The following is a 19127-nucleotide window of genomic DNA, read 5'->3' as shown; positions in this document are numbered from 1 at the left end:
TGTCGGTTGCCGGTGCGGAAGCGGCTGACTGGAGGTTGGAATGCGCAGGCGGCTCACCGCCCGGGTGCTGCTGTTTGACCCGCTGGACCGCATCCTCCTGATGCGCGGCCGGTTCGAAGGCGCGCCGGACGCGGAGCGGTTCTGGTTCACCGTGGGCGGCGGCGTGGAGCCGGGGGAGAGCCTGATGCAGGCGGCCGCCCGGGAAATCGCCGAGGAGACCGGCCTGGCTGACGTGGTGCTGGGCCCGGTGGTGTGGCTGCGCGAGGCGGTGATGCCGGACATGGACACCCAGAAGCCGCTGCTCTGCCAGGAGAGCTACGTGGTCGCCCGTTCGGCCGGCGGGGCGCCCAGCCGCGGGGGGTAGCGGCCGCTGGAGCAGCGGCTGGTGGACGACATACGCTGGTGGACCCTGGCCGAGATCGCCGCCAGCCGGGAGGCCATCTATCCGGAAGGCCTGGCTGACCTGTTGCCGGAAATCCTCACCGGACGATTTCCAGCGCCGCCCAGGGTGATCGGCGCACCGTCCGGCCGCTCGACCGATCCCTCCGAAGCGCTGGCCCCGTAGCGTTCGCCGCCCGGCCGCTCGCCGATTTGCCGCTGGATCGCCAGGCTTGGTTGAGGGCGTGATCCTATGGACTCACGCGGTCGTTGACGGTGGTGTGACATGCGAAATCAAGCGCTTGGGGCCAGCAGTTGCTGACGTACTATTAGGGCTTTGGTTCGAGGTTAAAGGTCCCGGACCGTTCATCTCCCATTCATGCGCCTTGGAAACCACTTCGTAGCAGAAGGTGGAACAAGTTGTGTCATGTTGATACTATCAGATTCGGTTCCGAATGTCGGTTTAACGACTATGCAAGCTCCAAACGCGCGCATTTCCGCCGCATTTGGCGCTTGAGTACATCGCCTTAAAGATCTATTAGGCATATAGTGAGGTTTGACCCCGCTGGGGTTGTTGGATTTCGCAAGTGGTCGTGCGGGGGCGGCGCTTATTTCCAGGATTGGCGCGTGCGCGAGATCTGCGTGCGCCAAGGGGTTGGAGGTCGGGATGTCGGACCCATTCAGGGATCAGGTGGTTGCGCTCATTCCGCCGTTGCGGGGGTACGCGATCACCCTCACCCGCTCCAGCACGGATGCCGACGATCTGGTGCAGGATGCGCTGGTGCGCGCGTGGCAGTTCCGGGCCGGGTTCCGGGCCGGGACCAACCTGAAGGCCTGGCTGTACAAGATCCTTCGCAACACCTTCTACACCCAGTCGGAGAAGCGCCGGAAAACCGTCGAGGACGTCGACGGACGATTGGCGGCCCAGTTGGTCTGCAATCCGGACCAGGAATGGCGCCTGGTGTACGAGGAGCTTCTGGTGGCGCTGGGCCGCCTGAGCCAGGACACCCGCGACGCCTTGCTGCTGGTGGTGGCGGCTGGCCTGACCTACGAGGCGGCGGCGGACGTGGCGGGGTGCGCCGTCGGCACCATGAAGAGCCGCGTGAACCGCGCCCGCGAGCGATTGGCGCAGCTGATGGATTTTGATCTCGCGGCGGCGCCGCGAGACGCGCATAGCCAACCTGCGCCTCGCACCTTGGACCACGCGGCGTTTGTTTGACGCCTGGCGTCGGCCCGCCCGCCCGCTCGCGCCGCCTGGCGGCCTGGCTTGAAGCGCCAGGGTCAAACCTGTAGCTCTTTCGCCGGATTCAGAAGGGGCGACGATGTTCGGTTTCACTCCAGACCAGCAGGCGATCCGCGAGGCGGTGCAGAAGATCTGCGCGGCCTACGACGACGAGTTCTGGCGCAGGACCGACGAGAGCGGCGATTTCCCGGAGGCCTTCGTGGCCGACATGGCGGCCGGCGGCTGGCTGGGCGTGGCCCTGCCGGAGGACGTGGGCGGCGCGGGCCTGGGACTCACCGAGGCGGCAATCATGATGCAGGCCGTGACCGAGTCCGGCGCCGGCTATTCCGGGGCCTCGGCCATTCACCTGAACATCTTTGGCCCCATGCCGCTCGCCCGCTTCGGCACGAGCGAGCAGCGCCAGCAGCATCTGCCGCGGATCATTTCCGGCGAGGACAAGATGTGCTTCGGGGTCACCGAGCCCAACTCCGGCCTCGACACCGCCAGCCTGGAGACCAAGGCTGAGCGCACCAGCGCCGGATACCGCCTGAACGGCCGCAAGATCTGGACCAGCGGCGCCCAGCGGGCCAACAAGATCCTGATCATCGCCCGCACCACGCCGAAGGACCAGGTGGCCAAGCCGCACCAGGGCCTGTCGCTGTTCTACACCGACCTCGACCGCAGCAAGGTCGAGGTGCGGCGGATCCCCAAGATGGGCCGCAAGGCGGTGGATTCGAACACCGTCTTCATCGACAACCTGGACATTCCCGCCGATGACCTGGTGGGTGAGGAAGGCAAGGGTTTCAGCTACCTGCTGCACGGCCTCAATCCCGAGCGGGTGCTGTTCGCCGCCGAGTCCGTGGGCCTGGGACGCATCGCCCTGGCCAAGGCCGCCCGGTACGCCCGCGAGCGGGTGGTGTTCGGCCGGCCCATCGGCCAGAACCAGGGCATCCAGCACCCGCTGGCCCGCTGCTGGGCGGAGCTGGAGGCGGCCAACCTGATGGCGTTCAACGCCGCGGCCATGTACGACGCTGGCGAGGACTGCGGGGCGCAGGCCAACGCCGCCAAGTACCTGGGCGCCGAGGCGAGCTTCAACGCCTGCGAGACCGCCATCCTCACCCACGGCGGCATGGGCTACGCCAAGGAGTACGATGTCGAGCGCTACTTCCGCGAATCGATGATCGCCCGCATCGCCCCGGTGAGCCGCGAGATGATCTTCAACTTCATCGCCGAGAAGGTTCTGGGCCTGCCGAAGAGCTACTGAGGCGGGCGGCGCTATTCTTCGAGCTTGAGGACGCGTTCCGGACAGGCGTTCACCGCGCGGCGCGCCAGGGACTCCTGGCCCTCGGGCACCGGCCATTCCGGCCGGTCGTTGTAGCCGTCGGAGTTCAGGGTGAAGAGCTCGGGCGCCACCGCCACACAACGCGCGTGGCCCATGCACCTAGCCACATCCACAAGCACTTTCATACGGGCTTCCATACAGTTGCAGTTGTCGGGCGCATTCAGGCGCGTGGCGGTCCGGGGCGCAAGGCGAAACTACATGCGTTCGGTTTTATCCCGCAAGAGCCGCACGCAGTCTCTTAAGCCCGGCCGAACAGCGCCCTCACGTCGGGGGCGGAGACCTTCATGGAGAGGGTGCGGGGCAGGGCCGGCACGATCCTGATCGCGGTGGGGAGCTGGTAGGCCAGCAACCGGTCGCGGGCGAAGGCCATGAGTTCGTCGGGCGTAGGCGTCTCGGCGCCGGCCTTCAGCTCCACCGCGGCGACGGGCGTCTCGCCCAGGCGCGGGTCGGCCAGGCCCACCACGACGGCGTCGGCCACCGCCGGGTGCCGGCGCAGCGCTTCGGCGACCACCTCCGGCACGATCTTGAAACCGCCGCGGTTGATGGCGTCGTCGGCCCGCCCGTGCAGGAACAGGAAGCCGTCCTTGTCCAGGCTGGCCATGTCCGTGGTGCGGATCCAGTGGGGGCCCAGCCGGTCGACCCTGGCCTCCAGCAGGCCCACTTCGCCGGCCGGCAGCGGCTGGAAGCTGTCGCGGTCCACCACCCGCAGCGCCACCTTCGGGCTCGCCCGGCCGACGCTGCCGCGCTTGGCCGCCCCGAGCGCGCGGTAGAGGTCCAGCGTCCAGTTGGCCACCACCCCGCCGAACTCGGTGGCCCCGAACGCGGGGGTCACCGGCACGCCGTACATCGCCTCGAACTGCTCCTGCAGCTCCGGCTCTATCCGCGCCCCGCCCACCGCCAGCACCGTCAGGCTGGAGAGAGCCTCGCGCGGGACCTGGGCCTCCACCACCATCCGCACCGCCGCCGGCGGCAGGGCCGAGCGCACCGGGCGGTAGGTCCTGACCGCCTCGACCCAGCTCTCCACCGTGAACTTCTCCAGCAGCACGATGGGCTGGCCGGCGGCCAGCGCCGGGCAGAGGTAGCTGACCCCCGCCACGTTGCCGATCGGGTGCAGCATCAGGAGCGGCGTCTGGCGCTGCGCCGTGCCGACGTACACCAGGCCTGCGTCCGCCGTGGCCGACTCCACCGTGGCCCAGGAAAGCGGCAGCCGCTTGGGCGCGCCGGTGGTGCCGCTGGAGAGCAGCTCGAAGGCCACTTCCGCCGCCACGCTGCGGTGCGGACCTGCCCCCGCCCGCTCCAGCCCGTCGACGACGCGCACCGGCGTGTCGGGATCGTCCGCCAGGGCGAGGCCCAGCGATCCGGTCTCCGCGGCGGCCGCGCGCAGCTCGGCGGTCCAGTCCTGCGGGTCGGCCAGGATCGCTGCGGCGTTCAGCCTGCGCACGTCGGCGGCCATGCCGACCGGGGTCTGGGCGGTGTAGATCATGCTGGTGGTGCGGCGGGCGGCGATCTGGCCCGCGAAGGCCGCCACCTGCGCCGGGCGGTTGCGGGCCGCCAACCCCACGGGCGCGCCCGCCGCTACGCCCCCGGCCGCCAGCGCCGCCTCCAGCTGGTCGGCGACCTGCTTGACCCACGCCCACGACCGCCAGGTTCCGGCGAACGCCACCGCCGGCGCCTCGCCGCCCGTCTCGAGGGTGGCGCGCACCCGGTCGCTCAATCCCTCGCCCATGGCCGCGCCTTTCTGGTCGCCGCCCGCCGCGGCCGGGCGCAGGCAATCAAAATCGCTTCCGCCCGTCAAACCGGCAGGCGCCTCCCGACCGGGGCGCATTGCCAGTCCGCCGGCGGCGCAGCTAGTTACGGCGTCACAGCCGAAAGGATCGACCGATGAGCGAAGGCACGCCGCTGATCGAGGAGCGCGACGGCAAGGTGGCGATCCTCACGCTCAACAACCCGACCAAGCTCAACGCCCTGTCGCAGGAAATCCGCGACCGCCTGCTGGTGGTGGTGCCCGAGCTGGTGCGCGATCCCGGGGTGGGGGCGATCCTGATCACCGGCGCCGGCCGCGGCTTCTCCTCCGGCGGCGACTTCTCGAAGTCCAGCGCCGCGCGCTCGGCGGTGGCGACCCGGGAGGCCTTCCGCTCCGCCCACATCTGGATCCGCGAGCTGGTGGCCTCCGAAACCATGGTGGTCACCGCCGTCAACGGCCCGGCCGCCGGCGCGGGCTTCGGCCTGGCCATGCTGGGCGACTATGTGATCGCCTCGCAGGCGGCCTTCTTCCGCTCCGGCTTCCCCACCGCCGGGGTCGCGCCCGACTACGGCCTGGGCTGGACCCTGCCCAGGGCGGTGGGGTCCGTGCGCGCCCGCGAGATCCTGATGGGCAACCGCAAGATCGACGCCGCCGAGGCCGGGCGCATCGGCATGGTCACCCGCGTCGTCCCGCCCGAAAGGCTGATGGAGGAGGCGCTGGCCGCCGCCCATGCCCTGGCCGGCGCGCCCTACGCCATGGGCATGGCCAAGCGAATGGTCCGCCGCGCCTTCGAGACCACCCTGGAAGCCTACCTCGACGAGGAGGCCTTCTCCCAGGCCGTCGCCTTCGCCTCCGAGGACTTCATCGAGGGCGCCCTGGCCTTCCAGGAAAAGCGCCCGCCGGCCTTCCGCAAAATCTGACCGCCGTCCCCCGCAACCACTTGGGGGAGAGCTACGGTTTGCGCGCTGCTTGAATTTATACCCTGTCGACGCGCATCCCGTCTTATCCGTCTATATGTAAATCGCCCAGTCGGCGTCTGGAATATTGGCTTTCTATTTCGGGGTATTTATGCCGGATGACGGAAAGCTTCGGAATTCGTTCCGAGGCGCCGGGACCGCGGCGGCGAGACGCCGTCTTGCTGTGAGGAGAGATGCGATGGAGCTGGGTCTACTGTACGAGATCGATGTTCCGCAGCCATGGGCCGGAGAGCATCCCTGGGGCCAGCGCACCGCCGAACGCGCCGCCTATCGCGAGTGCATCGAGCAGATCGTGCTCGCCGACAGGATGGCCTTCGACACCGTCTGGTGCGTGGAGCACCATTTCCGCGAGAACCGCTCCCACATGCCCTGCAACGAGGCGGTGCTGGCGGCGCTTTCGCAGATCACCAAGGACATCAAGCTGGGCTTCGGCGTCACCCTGGCGCCGCACGAGTTCATCCATCCGGCGCGCCTGGCCGAGAAGGTGGCCACGGTCGACCTGCTCTCCCTGGGCCGCGTGCAGTGGGGCGTCGGCCGCTCGACCCCCATGGAGCAGGCCGCCTTCAAGGTCGACCGCGACCGCAGCCGGGAGAAGATGCGGGCTGCGGCGCGCAGCGTCGTCGGCATGTGGGCGACCGACTACTACGAGGAGCACTCGGAGTTCCTCGACTTCCCCCGGCGGATGGTGACGCCCAAGCCCTACCAGTTCCCGCATCCGCCGGTCTGGATGGCCGCCACCAACGCCGGCTCCGCCGAGCAGGCCGGCCGCGACGGCCTGGGCCTGTTGTGCTTCGCGATCATGCAGCCGCTCGACAAGCTGAAGGAGGTGATCGACGTCTACCGCGAGGCCCAGAAGTCCGCCCGGCCGCTGACCGGCGTGCACACCAACAAGGTGGGGGTCTACACCCTGGTGCACTGCACGGAATCCCGCACCAAGTTCGAGCAGAACCGCCTCTGGGACTCCATGTGGTGGTGGTACAAGGGCCTGGCCGAGTTCACCCTCAAGTGGGAGCTGGCCGAGATGGCCAAGGCCGACCAGGATCGCGTCTTCCCGCTGATGGAGAAGCAGGCGAGGGGCGAGTTCGACATCACCCACTTCGACCGCGAGGACATGGTGATCGTCGGCACGCCGGAAGAATGCCTGAAGAAGTTCCTGCATTACGAGGAGGCCGGCGTCGATCAGGTGCTCTGCTACATCAACTTCGGCTACCTGCCGCACGAGGCGGTGCTGAAGTCCATCGAGCTCCTGGGAACCTACGTCATCCCCGAACTGAAGAAGCGCGGCGCCTGCCGCATGGCGGACGGACTGGAGGCGTCGATCCGCAGCGCGGAGGCGCGGGCGGCGGAGTAGGGGACTGCTGAGCTTGATATCCTGACGGCTCCGGGGACATTGCCCCGGAAGGTGGTGGGGGAGCGCCGCTCGCGTCCAGGCCCGCGGCGGTCCTGGCCGGGGCTGAAGCCGGCGACCTCTTCGATCGCGGCGTCGTCCTGTGCGCGGCGATGCTCGCCGCGACCGCCGAGGCCAGCCGTGACACCTCGGTGGACTACGCCAAGATCCGCCGGCAGTTCGGCACGGCCATCGGCGCGTTCCAGGCGGTGAAGCACAAGTGCTCCGACATGGCCGTGCGCTGCGAGGCCGCCACCTCCCTGACGTTCTACGCCGCCCTCAGCGTCCGCGACCGGCTGCAGAGCGCGGCCTTCGACGCCTCGGCGGCGAAGGTCCTCGCCGCCGAGGCGGCGATGGAGCACGCCTCGGTGTGCGTCCAGGTGCATGGCGGCATGGGGGTCACCGCGCAGATGACGCCGCACCTCTATGTGAAGCGCGCGCGCGTGCTCGATCAGCTCTTCCGCTCGCGCCGCTGGCGCCTGGCCCGCGTCCTGGCCTCGCCCACGCCCCGAGGCCGGCGGCGGTCCGGGGGCTGCGTCACGCCGTCGCACCGTTCCTGCGGAAGCGATCCTTAATCCGAGCGTAAGCGGCGACCGGGATGATGTACGCTCGGAGGAAACCGCATGGCTCAGGGCGCACGAGGATCGCGGCGCAGGATGCACGGGGGCGCGGCCGCCGGCCCGTCCCGCGTGCCGGCGGCGCTGCTGCAGGCGGCCATCGACCGGGACCCCGACGCGGTCGCGGTCCTCGACCGCTCGCTGCGTTTCGTCGCCGTCAACGCCGCCTGGAGGTCGGCTACGGGTTTCGGCGAGGAAGCGCTCGGCCTTACGTTGCACGACGTGTTCGGCCTCCCTTCCGAGGCGATGAAAATGGCGCTCGCCCCGGCGCTCGCCGGACGCGAGGTGGTCAAGACCTTCAAGGTCGCCCACGACGGACCGCTTCGCCAGACCACCATCACGCCCTGGCGCGACGAGACCGGGGCGATCGGCGGGGTCATCACCCGGGACCAGGTCGACGACGGCCGGCAGCGGTTCGACGGCCGCGATCGGCGCCTCAGGGTGGCCATGGAGATGGCGAAGCTGTCCGCCTATGAAATCGATTTCCGGACGGGCGCGATCACCTACGAGCCGTCGATGGCGGGTGGGGCCCCGGGCGGCCTGTACTGCTACGACGACGCGGTGGGGTTGCTGCCCGAGGCGCAGCACGCGGCGCAACGCGAGGCCTGGGCCACGCATCTGGCCACCGGCGAACCGATGCTCACGGAATATTCCCGCGTGAGGGCCGGCGGCGGACTGTCCTGGCACAGGAACCTCACCGAAGCTGTCCGCGGCCTCGACGGCGAGGTGGTGGGCATGGTCGGCGTGACCCAGATCATCGACGACCAGAAGAAGGCCGAGTTGGCCCTGGTGGCCGAGAAGGAGGCGGCGCAGGCGGCCCATCGCGCCAAGAGCGAGTTCCTGGCCAACATGAGCCACGAAATCCGCACCCCCCTCACCAGCGTCATCGGTTTCGCCGACCTTCTGCGAAAGCTGGACGGCCTGCCGCCGGACGCCCAGATCTATGTCCGGCGCATCGCCGCCGCCGGTCATTCGCTGCTGTCGGTGATCAACGACATCCTCGACTTCTCCAAGCTGGAGTCCGGCCAGGTCGAGCTCGATCCGCACCCCTTCGATCCCGCCGAGTGCGTCGGGGCCGTGGTCGATCTGCTGGCGGCCCAGGCGGCGGGCAAGGGCATAGCGCTCGCTCTCGACGTGGAGGCCGACCTGCCGGCGTGCCTTGACGCGGACAGCTCGCGGATCCGGCAGGTGCTGGTCAACCTGGTCGGTAATGCGGTCAAGTTCACCGCCGCGGGGCGGGTCGCCGTCGCCGTCCGCTATGACGGCGAAGCGCCCGGCCAGCTCCGGATCGCCGTCACCGACACGGGTCCCGGCGTGGCCGAGGACGTGCGCGATCGCCTGTTCCAGCGCTTCTCCCAGGTCGACGGCTCGGTCAGCCGCCGGCATGGCGGCTCGGGCCTCGGACTGGCGATTTGCAAGAGCCTGGTCGAGCTGATGGGCGGAACCCTGGGGGTCGAGAGCGAGCCGGGCAGGGGCTCGACCTTCTGGTTCGCCGTACCCGCGGCCCCGGCCGCGCCCCCCGTCGAGCCAGAGGCGGCGTCGGAGGGCGACGCGGCTGGGTCCCGCCCGGTCCATATCCTGCTCGTCGACGACGTCTCGGTGAACCGCGAGTTGGTCCGCGCGATGCTGGCGCCGTTCGGCCACAGCTTCGAGGAGGCCGACAACGGCGCCGACGCGGTGAAGGCCGCGATGCGGTCGCGCTTCGACCTGATCTTGATGGACATGCAGATGCCGGGCATGGACGGCGCCGCCGCCACCCGCGCCATCCGCGCCGCCGCCGAGGTCAACCGCGGCACGCCGATCCTGGCGTTCAGCGCCAACGTCCTGGCGGAGCACACCGCCGCCGCCCGGGAGGCGGGCATGGACGACCACATCGGCAAGCCGATCCGGCCTGCCGAGCTGCTCGCCAAGGTGGCGATGTGGACGTCGCCCGCCGGCGCGCCTCAGGGCGGCGTGGAGGCCGGATCGCGCGCCCGACGCGCTCCGAACCCTTGAACGCGCGCCCCTTCGGGCCGGACGCCGCGCCCTCGCGGAGCGCTTCCGACCCCCCGGGCCTTGCCCCTTCGCAGTCGCTCCCCACCTAACCATCGGATGCCGCAGGCCACGCGCGGTGCGAAGCGCCCGTCGCATCGAGGAAGATGACCGATGGCGTCGATCCAGGACTATGCTGACCTGCTTCAGGAGAAGAAGGCGTTCGCGCATCTGGCGACGACAATGCCGGACGGCGCGCCCCAGGTGACGCCCGTGTGGGTCGACTATCGCGACGGCCGGGTTCTGGTGAACACGGCGAAGGGCCGGGTCAAGGCCCGCAACATGCAGTTGGGCTCGCCGGTCGCCCTGTCGATCACCGATCCGGACAACCCGTATCGCTACGTGCAGGTGCGAGGCGTGGTGTCCCGTGTCCATGACGAGGGCGCCGACGCGCATATCGACTCCCTGGCCAGGAAATACCTGGGCGCGGACAAATACCCCTACCATCAGCCGGGGGAGCAGCGGGTCATCTACGAGATCGAGCCGCGAGCGGTCCAGGGAACGTCGTAAGCCGCCTCGATCCGGGGTTCCGTCGACCCCAAAGCCGACATCGTCCGCCACGTGCGACCGGCGCCGCCGCCGCGCGTCAAGCCCGATCTTCGACCAACACCAAATGAACACAGGTATTAAGGATACAAATGTTCTCCCGTGAGTTGTACATCGGGAGGGCTAAACATTATGTTGAATTCCGGGGTTCTATTTATCGATGACAATTTCATCTGCAACACGGAAACTTGCTATTTTCTGCGAGAGAGCGGCTTAAATACCGTATCTGTTTACTGCGCATCTGCCGCGTTCGAAGTCATCAACAGGCACGAGAGACTTTCTGCGCTGGTGACCGACATCGATCTCGGTCCGGGGGTGGACGGCTTTGATGTCGCTCGCCACGCGCGCGCCGGCTACCCCGACCTGTCCGTGGTCTACATCCAGCGCCGCATGGCGGCGTCAGGCCACCGAAAGTGTCGCAGCCTCCCAATTCATCAGCAAGCCATTCCATCCCCGCCAGATCGTGGAGGCGCTGGATCGCGCAACGCGTCTTGAAGTGGCGTAAGGCGTTTTGGAATTTCTGTTTGCTTGCGGGCCTGGCGGGTTTTGGATGCGCCGCCTGCATCGCATTCGGCGCGCGGCTGTAGCCCGCCCGCTCATCCGGCCGGTTTGCCGCCTGCGCCTACTCGGCCGCATGCAGGAAGGATGTAGCCGCACGCGCCCAAAGATATGCGCGGTAGGCTTCGAAGCACTGCTCCCCACAGAGCAGACGCATCAGCGCGCCCTCGGCGAGGAACCGGGCGCACTCCGGCCGTTCCACCACCAGCGGCATGAGCGCCTCGGCGTTCCAGGCGCGGGAATGCTCCACGTCCAGGTTGGCGTGCAGCTTGAAATACTTGCGCTGCTCGGCCGGAACGCCGAGCCGTTCGAGGCCCGCGGCCACGGCCGCCACACGCGTGGGGGCCGTCAGCTCAACCACGCCCAGCGCGCCCACCGAGTGGTAGGCGTAGCGGCGTTGGGTCGCAAAGGCGGTCATGGTGTTGGCGAGCGCGAGTGAGGGCCATTGCGTGGCGCCGATGGACGGTTGCAGGCCCAGGCCGTTGACGGTGCGCTCCAGCATGGGCCCATGCATGCCCGCCTCGGCGCCCCGGCCCATCTCGTCCCAGTAGTTGCGCGCCAGCTCGAGCTTGGCTTGCGTCGGCAGCTTGACCTGGGTCATCGCCACCAGGTCGTCGAAACCCGCCTCGCCGGCGGCTTCCTGCGTCAGGAACCAGCGCATGCCATCCAACCCGGCGCTGGTCTCCAGCCAGGCGAACAGCGGGTCCCACTGGCCGGGGCCGGAATACTTCAGGTCCTCGAACCATGTGATGAACGCTGCAGCCTCGGTAGGAATCTTCTTCACCAGCGGAGCGACCTGAAGGCGAAACGCCTCGATGAAGGCCGCCTCCAACCTGATCATGCCGGCGTTCTCCGCCAGCTCGGACGCCCAGTCCTCGGCCGGCGGATTCACCGCCAGGCGGCGGCGGTTCCAGCGCGCCAAGCGCCGGTGCAGCGCTTCCGCGTCAGGGCATATGGAGCTGAATTCCCCAATCTCGGAGAGATCTGGATAATTGATACGCACGCAAACGACCTCCAACGGGAGTCACAGCGTGCGGGCCGGGGCAGGGTTCCCAGCGTAAAGCTGCACTTGCCGCAGGGCATGGAGGCGGCCGCCTTGGTGGTCGCCGGCGGGACGACTTCCCTGGCGCTTCGCCAACTGGTGAGCGCGAAGACCGCAGGCAAGCTGGAAATACCGGCGTGACAGGCAACGCTTGGCTTGGCTTCGCGTTCGCCAGACCGGCCTCCCCGCAGCACGGAAGCCATTCAGGGATATGAACTTGCGTTTTCTCGGCGTGGGCGAAACCGGCGACCTGGGCGACCTCTACCTGAGCCTTCTCAGGGAAGGCCACGACGTGCGGGTCGCCGTGAGCGAGCCGGCCGCGCAAGGGACCCTCGCAGGTCTCTGCCCGACCGTGGAGGACTGGCGGTCCGAACTCGAATGGGTGCGCCAAGCCGGCGCCGACGGCGTCATCCTGTTCGAGGCGGTGAGCGAGGGCCTCGGCGCCCTGCAGGATCAGTTGCGGCGCCAGGGCTTCAACGTCATCGGCGGGAGCGCGTACGGCGATCGTCTGGAGAACGACCGGCTGTACGGCCAGCAGGTGCTCGCCGAACTGGGCTTCCCGCAGGGCCATGTCTGGAGGTTCAAGCAGGCCGACGCCGCGGAGGCGTTCATCGCCGGGCGCCCTGGCCGCTATGTTCTGAAATACGACGGCGCGAAACATTCGTCCGGCGACAACTATGTCGGCCAGGACGCAGACGGCCGCGACGTCGCGGCCATGCTGCGATCGAGGCGCGCGCAGGGCGCGCCGGCGGACACCTTCATCCTGATGGAGTTCATCGACGGCGTCGAAATGGGCGTCGGCGCCTACTTCGACGGGGCGCGGTTCCTCAGGCCTGCGTGCCTCGACTGGGAGCACAAGCGCTTTTTCGCCGGCGATCTCGGAGAGCTGACCGGCGAGATGGGGACGGTGGTCACCTATGAGCGCACGCAGCGCTTCTTCGAGCTGACGCTCGCCAGGATGGAAAGCCGCCTGCGCGAGCACGGTCACGTCGGCTACGTGAACCTCAATACGATCGTCAACGAGGATGGAATCTGGCCCATCGAGTTCACCAGCCGCTTCGGGTATCCGGGCTTTGCGATCCTCGCGCCGTTGCAGGACCCCGGCTGGGGCGACCTCCTCCGGACGATGGTCGAGGGCGGTGCGTCGAGCCTTCCTGTGCGCCCGGGTTTCTGCGTCGGGGTGGTGCTGACGACGCCCCCGTTCCCCTACACGCGGAAGCAGGTCATGGAGCCGGTGGGCCTCCCGGTGCTGATCGAGCCTCAGGTCGACCCCCGCCATATCCACTTCGGGGAGGTCGGGCTCGACGCGTCAGGTCAGCTGGTGACCAGCGGGATCTATGGCTGGACGCTTGTCGTCACCGGTGAAGGAATGACGATCGCGGCCGCCCAGGCGGAAGCCTATGGCCACGCCAGGCGTGTTCTCATTCCCAACGCCCGTTACCGCCTCGACATCGGCGATCGCCTGATCGCCGGCGACTATGCGCGGGTGGAGCGCCTGGGGCTTCTCGACAGCGCGCAAGCTTAGGGATCCGCCAGCCATGATGATGGTCGAGACCGTGCTTCGCCCCAGCCTGATCCACGGGCTTGGCGTATTCCTGGCGGAGCCGGCGGCGCGTGGCCAGCTGATCTGGCGCTTCGACTCACGGGTTGATCGCGTCTACACGCCGCACGAGGTCGAGAGCCTTCCCGCTCACGTGCAACGCTACCTGCGGACCTACTCCACCTGGCACGCGCAAAGCGGGCTCTATGTGCTCTGCGGCGACAACGGACGGTACTTCAACCATTCGGAGACGCCGTCGACCGTCTCCAACGCCATCTCCTTCGGCGAAGACCACGCGGCGCGCGATCTGGCCGTCGGGGAGGAACTGACCTCGGACTACACGACTATCTGCGATGACGTGCGGGTCAACGGAAACGGGTTCTGATGGACGTCTCGGTCGCCTTGGACTTGGGACGGCTGGACGAGCGCGCTTCGAACGTCCTCGGCCGTCTGCTCGAAATCCTGAAAGCCCGGCGTTACGCCTTCATCACGCCGACGCCTGAGACCCATGCCCGGGTGCTCGCCAGGCCGGAACGCCACCGCGCGGGCGACGTACATGACGTGCTGGGCTGGAATCTTCCGTTCGGACCTGAGCTGCTCGATTCGGAGCTGTTGACGCTGCTGCGCGAGGCCGGCGTCCTGGTCGAAGCGACGGACGGCCTGCGCTGCACGGTGCGTGTCGCGTCTCTCGGCGACGAGCTTTATCTGCATTCCGGCTTTCCGCCCCAGGTGGAGTCGGTGTTCTTCGGCCCCGACACCTATCGCTTCGCGAGATTTCTCTGCGACAAGCTCGACGCCGACCGGAGCATCGCCGTGCTTGTCGATCTGGGTACGGGCGCCGGCGCCGGAGCGGTTGTGGCCGCGCAGCGGGTCTCGCCGGCGCAGGTCATCCTGACCGACGTCAATCCGCGGTCACTGGCGGTCGCGAGGATCAACCTGGCCTGTGCTGGGGTTCGGGCCGATTTCCGGTGTGGCCACGTGCTGGAGCCGGTGACGGAACCGGCGGACCTGATCATCGCCAATCCGCCTTTTATCGCCGGCGACAACGGAAGGATCTATTCCGACGGCGGGGACCTGGATGGCGCGCGCGCTTCGCTCGACTGGGCGACGGCGGGGTCCGCGCAACTGACGTCCGGCGGGCGCATGCTGCTTTACACCGGCGTTGGGATCATCGCCGGCGTCGATCCTTTGTTGAACGCGCTGCGGGAACGCCTCGACGCAGGCCGGTTTGAGCTGAGCTACGAGGAAATCGATCCGGACATCTTCGGCGAGAGTCTCGACCTGGAGGCCTATCGCGACGTCGACCGGATTGCCGCGGTCGGCGCGGTCATCACCCGGCGGACATCTTGAAGCGCGCCGACGCCATCGTCATCGGCGCCGGGCCCGCGGGCCTGATCGCGGCCACATATCTCGCCCGCTTCCGCCGCTCGGTCGTCGTGTTGGACGGCGGACCGTCGAAGGACGTGAGGACCTACGTCACTGCCCGGAACGTGGCTCCTGTGAGACAAGGCCGGCCTATCGCGGTGGGACGAGCCGCAAACGGCGACAACACTGTCATCGCTCGGTGTAGCGAATGCTGAGAGGACAGCACCTGCGCCCGCGTGGAGGTGTCGCATGCTTGGACGTTGGAGCAACCATCCACAGGCTCCAGCGTATAGGTTTAGCTGCGCGTCCAGACCACCGTGGCCCTGCAGCCCCTCGCGAGAGGGCGCCCCGGCCGTACGCCTACGGCTGGGGCTGTGGGGGCTGTAGCCCGAGCCGGAAGGGCTACCGCGCAGGCTCAAGGCCGAACCGAACGCGCCGGGCCTGGCCACCCCTCCGCGCGCCGCATCAGTGTCCCTGGTGCTTCATGCGGCTGACGGAGTCGTGGTCCGCCCTGAGCGACGGATAGGCCTCCTGGAGCAATGACCGCGCCTTGAGCGGAAGAGCCTCACAGCGTCTCGGAGCTGGTGGGCCCCTCGGAGACTTCCGTCGAGGACGCGATTCGTGTCGCCATCGCACGAGTTGCCGGGACAAAGCGTAATGTCCGCTGGTTCGAAGTTCCGGGGCCCCGCGGGCAGGTGGAAGACGGCCGGGTCGCCCACTTCCAGGTGACCCTGAAGGTGGGCTTCACCCTCGACGAAAAGTAGATTCACTTCAGCAGGCGCGCCACGTCGGCGTCAAAGCCGCCCGGCGGGGGGGCGCGGTCCAGGCGCGCGGGCCGCCGCCACCGGCGACGGCCCATCTGACCTAATGCGTTTTTGCGGCGGCGTCCGCAGCGGCGTCGGCCTTGCGCGCGGCGACGCCCGCTGCGGCGGCGGTGCTGTTCGCCGCTTTGTCCGCCGCCGCGGCGGTGTCGGCCGCAGCGTTGTTCACGGCGGAGCCGGCGTCGGCCGCAGCGGCCTTGGTGTTTGCGGAAGCGTCGGCTGCCGCCGATGCGGCCGCATCGCCGGCGTTGTCCGCTGCTGCTGTGGCGTGGTCGCCGGCCGCCGCGGCTTCATTCTCGGTCTTCTTGGAGCAGGCGACGAGAGCCAGCGCCGCAACCGCTGCGGTGGCCAAGATCGAAAGGCGCATTTGGGATCCTCCATTGAAGGGCCGCAAACCTTCATCAATCGCCGGCCAGGGTCCAGACCTATTGGCGCGTCATCCCAGATAATGTCTCGCAGCAGGAAAGGCCGGGCCGTCGTGGTCCCCCAGACTGTTTGCCGCTTCACTGGCGGGGGAGGCCCGGTGTGAACCCGACATGAACTGGCCTGCGTAGTCTTCATTCAGGGCGGCGGGCTCACTTGTACTTCAGCCTCTCCGTTCGCTGAAAGCACCGGTGCGACCGCCATGCCCTTCCAAGCTTCCCCCGGCGTCACGACGGGTTTATGCGCCGAACACGGCTGGAGCCTAGTTGTCGTCTGCTGTCGTTGCGACGATGAGATCGTCTGGCCCAGTGATTTGTTGGCCCGCATGATGCCCCGCCTCGCCGTGCAGGACATCGCAGCCAGGCTGACGTGCGGGCGTTGCGGCGGCCCTGACGGCCGGATCTATCATCGGGCCGATTTGCCCGCCGCCGCCACGCGCCGGTTCGATGACAGCTCAGCCAAACAGACCGGCGTCGCGTGAGCCAGCCCCGACAGCAGTCAGCGAGACATGTCCATCTCGGCGAAGGAAAGAGAATAGCCTTCGGGGGGAGGCGAAGTTTCCGCCCTGGCCGAGTTGGATGTCGTAGAGGCGTCGTCATTGACGATGAGGCCCGACGCGACGACCGTGGAAATGACCGCGCCGGACGGGTTCGACAGGGTGAACGTGAAGCCATCGTCGGACTCGTGGATCGTGTCTCCCGCCACCGGCAGCCAGATCTGTTTCGTGGTCTCGCCTCCGCCGGGTGGTCGCCGGCTCCGGTGACCGCGAAATGGGCGGTCGTGGGCCCGGACGTGTCGCTGCTGCGGGTGACCGTGTAGACGAAATAGCCGGCGCCGCTGTCGCCTTCGGGTCGGTTCGGGAAGCTGCCTTGCAACGATCGCCGGACGCCGCGTCGCCGCGCGATCACGCCGGCTCGGCGTCGGTCCGCCTGGCCGCGATCCTGGTTTCAATGAAGTCCCAAAGGGCGGCCATTTCCCTTGCGGCTGCGCGGTCCGACATTTCTTCCGCCGAGCGCCCCCTCTCCAGCGCGGTCTGGTAGACCGACCTCGAACGCAGGATGACGGGCGCCACGGGAGCCTGCATGTAGTCGAGCGCCCGCAACGCCCGCTTGACCAGCGGCGCCTCGACGCTTTCCCGCGCGACCGGGGCCTGGTTCACCACCACGGTCGACGGCTTGCCCAGCCGGCGCACGATGGAGAAGGTGCGGGCCAGACCCGCGATATCGAGCAGCGTGGGACGCACGACCATCACGGCGAGGTCGGCGAGGACGATGGCTTCGCTGACGTTCTCGACGGCGCCGGCCGGCGTGTCGATGATCAACAGGTCCTTTCGCACGCCGACCGCCGCGAACTGGGCCGCCAGCAGCGTGGACCCCGACGACGTCACGCACGCGGGACCGGGCTCGTCGCGCGCGCCCAGGACATCCCGGGCGGAGTGCTGCGGGTCGATGTCGACCAGAAGGGTGTCTAGGCCGCGCAGGTGCGCCGCCAGCGCAAGGTGGGTCGCCAGCGTGGTCTTCCCGGAGCCCCCCTTCAGGGCGATGACCGCCACCGTCCGCAAGATCACCTCGCCACCGACTCCGCCGAAGCTGTTCTGGCCCTCAATTTTGTCGCGTGCGCGGCGGGACGAGATCCCGCTCGACGGCATCTCCGCGGCGCCCGGGGCGCGGCTGGAAGACACTCTTCGCCAACTCCAGCCCGATTGTTGTAACCTCGCCCACGGACGCTCCTTCGTAGTGGTGTTTCGCTTCGGCGTCCGCAGGCGTTGGTGGCCAGGATTGAGAGCCACCCTTGATGGGTGAAACGAATCTGCGACCCGTTGATAGCGCCCAAAGTGCGGCTCCTCCTGCCGGCGCCACATCTCCCGGCAAGCGGCAAAAAGAACATCTTGCGAACAGAGAACAAATCCAGTACGCATGAATCCGGCCCTGCTGGCCGATGCGAAGTCGCGGGGCAGGGCGGCGGAATCGTGGGATAGAGGACGTTTGGGATGGCTCAGTCGACATTGAAACTCGTGGCGAAAGAAGACGGCGACAAGCAGCGGGCGCTGGAAGCGGCGCTGGCGCAGATTGATCGGGCCTTCGGCAAGGGCTCGGTGATGAAGCTGGGTGAGAAGGGCAGGATCGTCGAGATCGAGTCCATCTCCACCGGCTCCCTCGGCCTCGACCTGGCGCTGGGCATCGGTGGCCTGCCCAAGGGGCGGGTGGTGGAGATCTACGGTCCGGAAAGTTCCGGCAAGACCACGCTCGCCCTGCACGTGGTGGCCGAGATCCAGAAGGCCGGCGGCACCGCCGCCTTCGTCGACGCCGAGCATGCGCTGGATCCCTCCTACGCCCACAAGCTGAGAGTGAACCTCGACGACCTGCTGGTCTCGCAGCCGGACACCGGCGAGCAGGCCCTGGAGATCACCGACACCCTGGTCCGCTCGGGCGCCGTCGACATCATCGTCATCGACTCGGTGGCGGCCCTGACGCCGCGGGCGGAAATCGAAGGCGAGATGGGCGACAGCCTGCCGGGCCTGCAGGCTCGCCTGATGAGCCAGGCGCTGCGCAAGCTGACCGCCTCGATCTCCAAGACCCACACCCTGGTGATCTTCATCAACCAGATCCGCATGAAGATCGGCGTGATGTACGGCTCGCCCGAGACGACGACGGGCGGCAACGCGCTGAAGTTCTACGCCTCGGTGCGCCTCGACATCCGCCGCACCGGCTCGGTGAAGCGGGCCGACGAGATCATCGGCAACAACGTCCGCGTGAAGGTGGTCAAGAACAAGGTCGCCCCGCCGTTCCGCGAGGTCGAGTTCGACATCATGTACGGCGAGGGCATCTCCAAGCTGGGCGAGATCATCGACCTGGGCGTCAAGGCCGGGGTCATCGAGAAGTCCGGCTCCTGGTTCTCCTACTCCAGCCAGCGCATCGGTCAGGGCCGCGACAATGTCCGCGAGTTCCTGAAGGCCAATCCCGACATCGCCGCCGATATCGAAAAGGCGGTCCGTGGCGCCAAGGCGGTGATCGAGGAAGAGCTGCTGGTCGGCGGCCCCGAAGCCGAAGACGAATAGGCCGCAGGACGAATAGGTTCCTCTGACAGGCGTCCAAAGCGCCGGGCGGGCCACCCCGCCAGCCGGCCTGCCTGAG

General features: G+C 68.2%; 23 protein-coding genes. 17 read left to right on the top strand and 6 right to left on the bottom strand.

Going from position 1 to position 19127, the window contains the following annotated elements:
* Positions 1 to 40 precede the first annotated feature (40 nt).
* From VGL30_RS15230 to VGL30_RS15215, 4 genes are all read left to right on the top strand, one after another.
* On the top strand, positions 41 to 364 hold the full coding sequence (locus VGL30_RS15230) for an NUDIX domain-containing protein (RefSeq protein ID WP_331540864.1): 324 nt from the start codon (positions 41 to 43) through the stop codon (positions 362 to 364).
* 21 nt (positions 365 to 385) lie between these two features.
* Positions 386 to 565 carry a hypothetical protein gene (locus VGL30_RS15225; RefSeq protein ID WP_331540863.1) on the top strand — a complete coding sequence of 60 codons (180 nt, stop codon included), beginning with the start codon at positions 386 to 388 and terminating at the stop codon, positions 563 to 565.
* A gap of 480 nt (positions 566 to 1045) precedes the next feature.
* Entirely contained in the window at positions 1046 to 1597 is a 552-nt protein-coding gene (locus VGL30_RS15220; RefSeq protein ID WP_331540862.1) for a sigma-70 family RNA polymerase sigma factor, read from the top strand.
* 103 nt (positions 1598 to 1700) lie between these two features.
* Positions 1701 to 2864 carry an acyl-CoA dehydrogenase family protein gene (locus VGL30_RS15215; protein ID WP_331540861.1) on the top strand — a complete coding sequence of 388 codons (1164 nt, stop codon included), beginning with the start codon at positions 1701 to 1703 and terminating at the stop codon, positions 2862 to 2864.
* Positions 2865 to 2875: 11 nt separating this feature from the next.
* Here the strand turns inward: VGL30_RS15215 and VGL30_RS15210 are convergent, their stop codons facing one another.
* Together VGL30_RS15210 and VGL30_RS15205 are read right to left on the bottom strand one after the other, a co-directional pair.
* Positions 2876 to 3067 carry a ferredoxin gene (locus VGL30_RS15210; protein ID WP_331540860.1) on the bottom strand — a complete coding sequence of 64 codons (192 nt, stop codon included), beginning with the start codon at positions 3065 to 3067 and terminating at the stop codon, positions 2876 to 2878.
* A gap of 113 nt (positions 3068 to 3180) precedes the next feature.
* On the bottom strand, positions 3181 to 4668 hold the full coding sequence (locus VGL30_RS15205) for a fatty acid--CoA ligase family protein (protein ID WP_331540859.1): 1488 nt from the start codon (positions 4666 to 4668) through the stop codon (positions 3181 to 3183).
* A gap of 155 nt (positions 4669 to 4823) precedes the next feature.
* Between VGL30_RS15205 and VGL30_RS15200 the strand changes: the two genes are divergently transcribed.
* From VGL30_RS15200 to VGL30_RS15175, 6 genes are all read left to right on the top strand, one after another.
* The gene (locus VGL30_RS15200) at positions 4824 to 5606 is read left to right on the top strand and encodes an enoyl-CoA hydratase/isomerase family protein (protein WP_331540858.1); all 783 of its coding nucleotides are present in this window, start codon (positions 4824 to 4826) and stop codon (positions 5604 to 5606) included.
* Positions 5607 to 5841: 235 nt separating this feature from the next.
* Positions 5842 to 7014, top strand: coding sequence for an LLM class flavin-dependent oxidoreductase (locus VGL30_RS15195; RefSeq protein ID WP_331540857.1), 1173 nt, complete (start codon positions 5842 to 5844; stop codon positions 7012 to 7014).
* Between the two features lie 38 nt (positions 7015 to 7052).
* Positions 7053 to 7625: an acyl-CoA dehydrogenase family protein gene (locus VGL30_RS15190; protein ID WP_331540922.1), complete on the top strand. Its 573-nt coding sequence runs from the start codon at positions 7053 to 7055 to the stop codon at positions 7623 to 7625.
* Between the two features lie 81 nt (positions 7626 to 7706).
* Positions 7707 to 9662 (top strand): hybrid sensor histidine kinase/response regulator, encoded by a 1956-nt coding sequence (locus tag VGL30_RS15185; protein ID WP_331540856.1) that lies wholly within the window; start codon positions 7707 to 7709, stop codon positions 9660 to 9662.
* 150 nt (positions 9663 to 9812) lie between these two features.
* Positions 9813 to 10208, top strand: coding sequence for a PPOX class F420-dependent oxidoreductase (locus tag VGL30_RS15180; protein ID WP_331540855.1), 396 nt, complete (start codon positions 9813 to 9815; stop codon positions 10206 to 10208).
* Positions 10209 to 10376: 168 nt separating this feature from the next.
* The gene (locus tag VGL30_RS15175; RefSeq protein ID WP_331540854.1) at positions 10377 to 10739 is read left to right on the top strand and encodes a hypothetical protein; all 363 of its coding nucleotides are present in this window, start codon (positions 10377 to 10379) and stop codon (positions 10737 to 10739) included.
* A 127-nt stretch (positions 10740 to 10866) separates the two neighbouring features.
* On the opposite strand, the gene VGL30_RS15170 is transcribed toward VGL30_RS15175, so the two are convergent.
* A complete protein-coding gene (locus tag VGL30_RS15170; protein ID WP_331540853.1) occupies positions 10867 to 11724 on the bottom strand; it encodes an iron-containing redox enzyme family protein in 858 nt (285 codons plus the stop codon).
* Positions 11725 to 12061: 337 nt separating this feature from the next.
* Between VGL30_RS15170 and VGL30_RS15165 the strand changes: the two genes are divergently transcribed.
* The 5 genes from VGL30_RS15165 to VGL30_RS15145 all read left to right on the top strand — a co-directional run bounded on the left by VGL30_RS15165 (position 12062) and on the right by VGL30_RS15145 (position 15513).
* A complete protein-coding gene (locus VGL30_RS15165) occupies positions 12062 to 13369 on the top strand; it encodes a hypothetical protein (protein WP_331540852.1) in 1308 nt (435 codons plus the stop codon).
* 13 nt (positions 13370 to 13382) lie between these two features.
* Positions 13383 to 13769 carry an SET domain-containing protein gene (locus tag VGL30_RS15160; protein WP_331540851.1) on the top strand — a complete coding sequence of 129 codons (387 nt, stop codon included), beginning with the start codon at positions 13383 to 13385 and terminating at the stop codon, positions 13767 to 13769.
* The gene (locus VGL30_RS15155) at positions 13769 to 14734 is read left to right on the top strand and encodes a methyltransferase (protein WP_331540850.1); all 966 of its coding nucleotides are present in this window, start codon (positions 13769 to 13771) and stop codon (positions 14732 to 14734) included. The genes VGL30_RS15160 and VGL30_RS15155 overlap by 1 nt, the downstream gene beginning before the upstream one ends.
* Complete coding sequence (locus VGL30_RS15150) at positions 14731 to 14964, top strand: NAD(P)-binding protein (RefSeq protein ID WP_331540849.1); 234 nt, start codon at positions 14731 to 14733, stop codon at positions 14962 to 14964. Before VGL30_RS15155 ends, VGL30_RS15150 begins: the two co-directional genes overlap by 4 nt.
* A gap of 366 nt (positions 14965 to 15330) precedes the next feature.
* Positions 15331 to 15513 (top strand): dodecin, encoded by a 183-nt coding sequence (locus VGL30_RS15145; protein WP_349257089.1) that lies wholly within the window; start codon positions 15331 to 15333, stop codon positions 15511 to 15513.
* Positions 15514 to 15613: 100 nt separating this feature from the next.
* On the opposite strand, the gene VGL30_RS15140 is transcribed toward VGL30_RS15145, so the two are convergent.
* Entirely contained in the window at positions 15614 to 15937 is a 324-nt protein-coding gene (locus VGL30_RS15140; RefSeq protein ID WP_331540847.1) for a hypothetical protein, read from the bottom strand.
* Between the two features lie 381 nt (positions 15938 to 16318).
* Between VGL30_RS15140 and VGL30_RS15135 the strand changes: the two genes are divergently transcribed.
* Positions 16319 to 16474: a hypothetical protein gene (locus tag VGL30_RS15135; protein WP_331540846.1), complete on the top strand. Its 156-nt coding sequence runs from the start codon at positions 16319 to 16321 to the stop codon at positions 16472 to 16474.
* 17 nt (positions 16475 to 16491) lie between these two features.
* Here VGL30_RS15135 and VGL30_RS15130 read toward each other — a convergent pair whose 3' ends face one another.
* Both VGL30_RS15130 and VGL30_RS15125 read right to left on the bottom strand, forming a co-directional pair.
* Positions 16492 to 16698: a hypothetical protein gene (locus tag VGL30_RS15130; protein ID WP_331540845.1), complete on the bottom strand. Its 207-nt coding sequence runs from the start codon at positions 16696 to 16698 to the stop codon at positions 16492 to 16494.
* A gap of 199 nt (positions 16699 to 16897) precedes the next feature.
* Positions 16898 to 17560, bottom strand: coding sequence for an AAA family ATPase (locus VGL30_RS15125; RefSeq protein WP_331540844.1), 663 nt, complete (start codon positions 17558 to 17560; stop codon positions 16898 to 16900).
* A 423-nt stretch (positions 17561 to 17983) separates the two neighbouring features.
* On the opposite strand from VGL30_RS15125, the gene recA reads away from it, so the two are divergent.
* The gene (gene recA, locus VGL30_RS15120) at positions 17984 to 19051 is read left to right on the top strand and encodes a recombinase RecA (protein ID WP_331540843.1); all 1068 of its coding nucleotides are present in this window, start codon (positions 17984 to 17986) and stop codon (positions 19049 to 19051) included.
* The last annotated feature ends 76 nt before the right edge of the window (positions 19052 to 19127 follow it).

Origin of the sequence: Phenylobacterium sp., assembly GCF_036502675.1 — a bacterium.
Taxonomy (GTDB): Bacteria; Pseudomonadota; Alphaproteobacteria; order Caulobacterales; family Caulobacteraceae; genus Phenylobacterium.
The sequence above is the reverse complement of the archived record's forward strand: the minus strand, read 5'-3'. Positions and strand labels throughout refer to the sequence as shown.

Excerpts from the sequence above, each read along its gene's own strand:
- VGL30_RS15230 (WP_331540864.1), top strand. The coding sequence starts at position 41 with ATGCGCAGGCGGCTCACCGCCCGGGTGCTGCTGTTTGACCCGCTGGAC.
- VGL30_RS15220 (WP_331540862.1), top strand. The coding sequence starts at position 1,046 with ATGTCGGACCCATTCAGGGATCAGGTGGTTGCGCTCATTCCGCCGTTG.
- VGL30_RS15215 (WP_331540861.1), top strand. The coding sequence starts at position 1,701 with ATGTTCGGTTTCACTCCAGACCAGCAGGCGATCCGCGAGGCGGTGCAG.
- VGL30_RS15210 (WP_331540860.1), bottom strand. The coding sequence starts at position 3,067 with ATGAAAGTGCTTGTGGATGTGGCTAGGTGCATGGGCCACGCGCGTTGT.
- VGL30_RS15205 (WP_331540859.1), bottom strand. The coding sequence starts at position 4,668 with ATGGGCGAGGGATTGAGCGACCGGGTGCGCGCCACCCTCGAGACGGGC.
- VGL30_RS15200 (WP_331540858.1), top strand. The coding sequence starts at position 4,824 with ATGAGCGAAGGCACGCCGCTGATCGAGGAGCGCGACGGCAAGGTGGCG.
- VGL30_RS15195 (WP_331540857.1), top strand. The coding sequence starts at position 5,842 with ATGGAGCTGGGTCTACTGTACGAGATCGATGTTCCGCAGCCATGGGCC.
- VGL30_RS15185 (WP_331540856.1), top strand. The coding sequence starts at position 7,707 with ATGCACGGGGGCGCGGCCGCCGGCCCGTCCCGCGTGCCGGCGGCGCTG.
- VGL30_RS15180 (WP_331540855.1), top strand. The coding sequence starts at position 9,813 with ATGGCGTCGATCCAGGACTATGCTGACCTGCTTCAGGAGAAGAAGGCG.
- VGL30_RS15175 (WP_331540854.1), top strand. The coding sequence starts at position 10,377 with ATGTTGAATTCCGGGGTTCTATTTATCGATGACAATTTCATCTGCAAC.
- VGL30_RS15160 (WP_331540851.1), top strand. The coding sequence starts at position 13,383 with ATGATGATGGTCGAGACCGTGCTTCGCCCCAGCCTGATCCACGGGCTT.
- VGL30_RS15155 (WP_331540850.1), top strand. The coding sequence starts at position 13,769 with ATGGACGTCTCGGTCGCCTTGGACTTGGGACGGCTGGACGAGCGCGCT.
- VGL30_RS15140 (WP_331540847.1), bottom strand. The coding sequence starts at position 15,937 with ATGCGCCTTTCGATCTTGGCCACCGCAGCGGTTGCGGCGCTGGCTCTC.
- VGL30_RS15135 (WP_331540846.1), top strand. The coding sequence starts at position 16,319 with ATGATGCCCCGCCTCGCCGTGCAGGACATCGCAGCCAGGCTGACGTGC.
- recA (WP_331540843.1), top strand. The coding sequence starts at position 17,984 with ATGGCTCAGTCGACATTGAAACTCGTGGCGAAAGAAGACGGCGACAAG.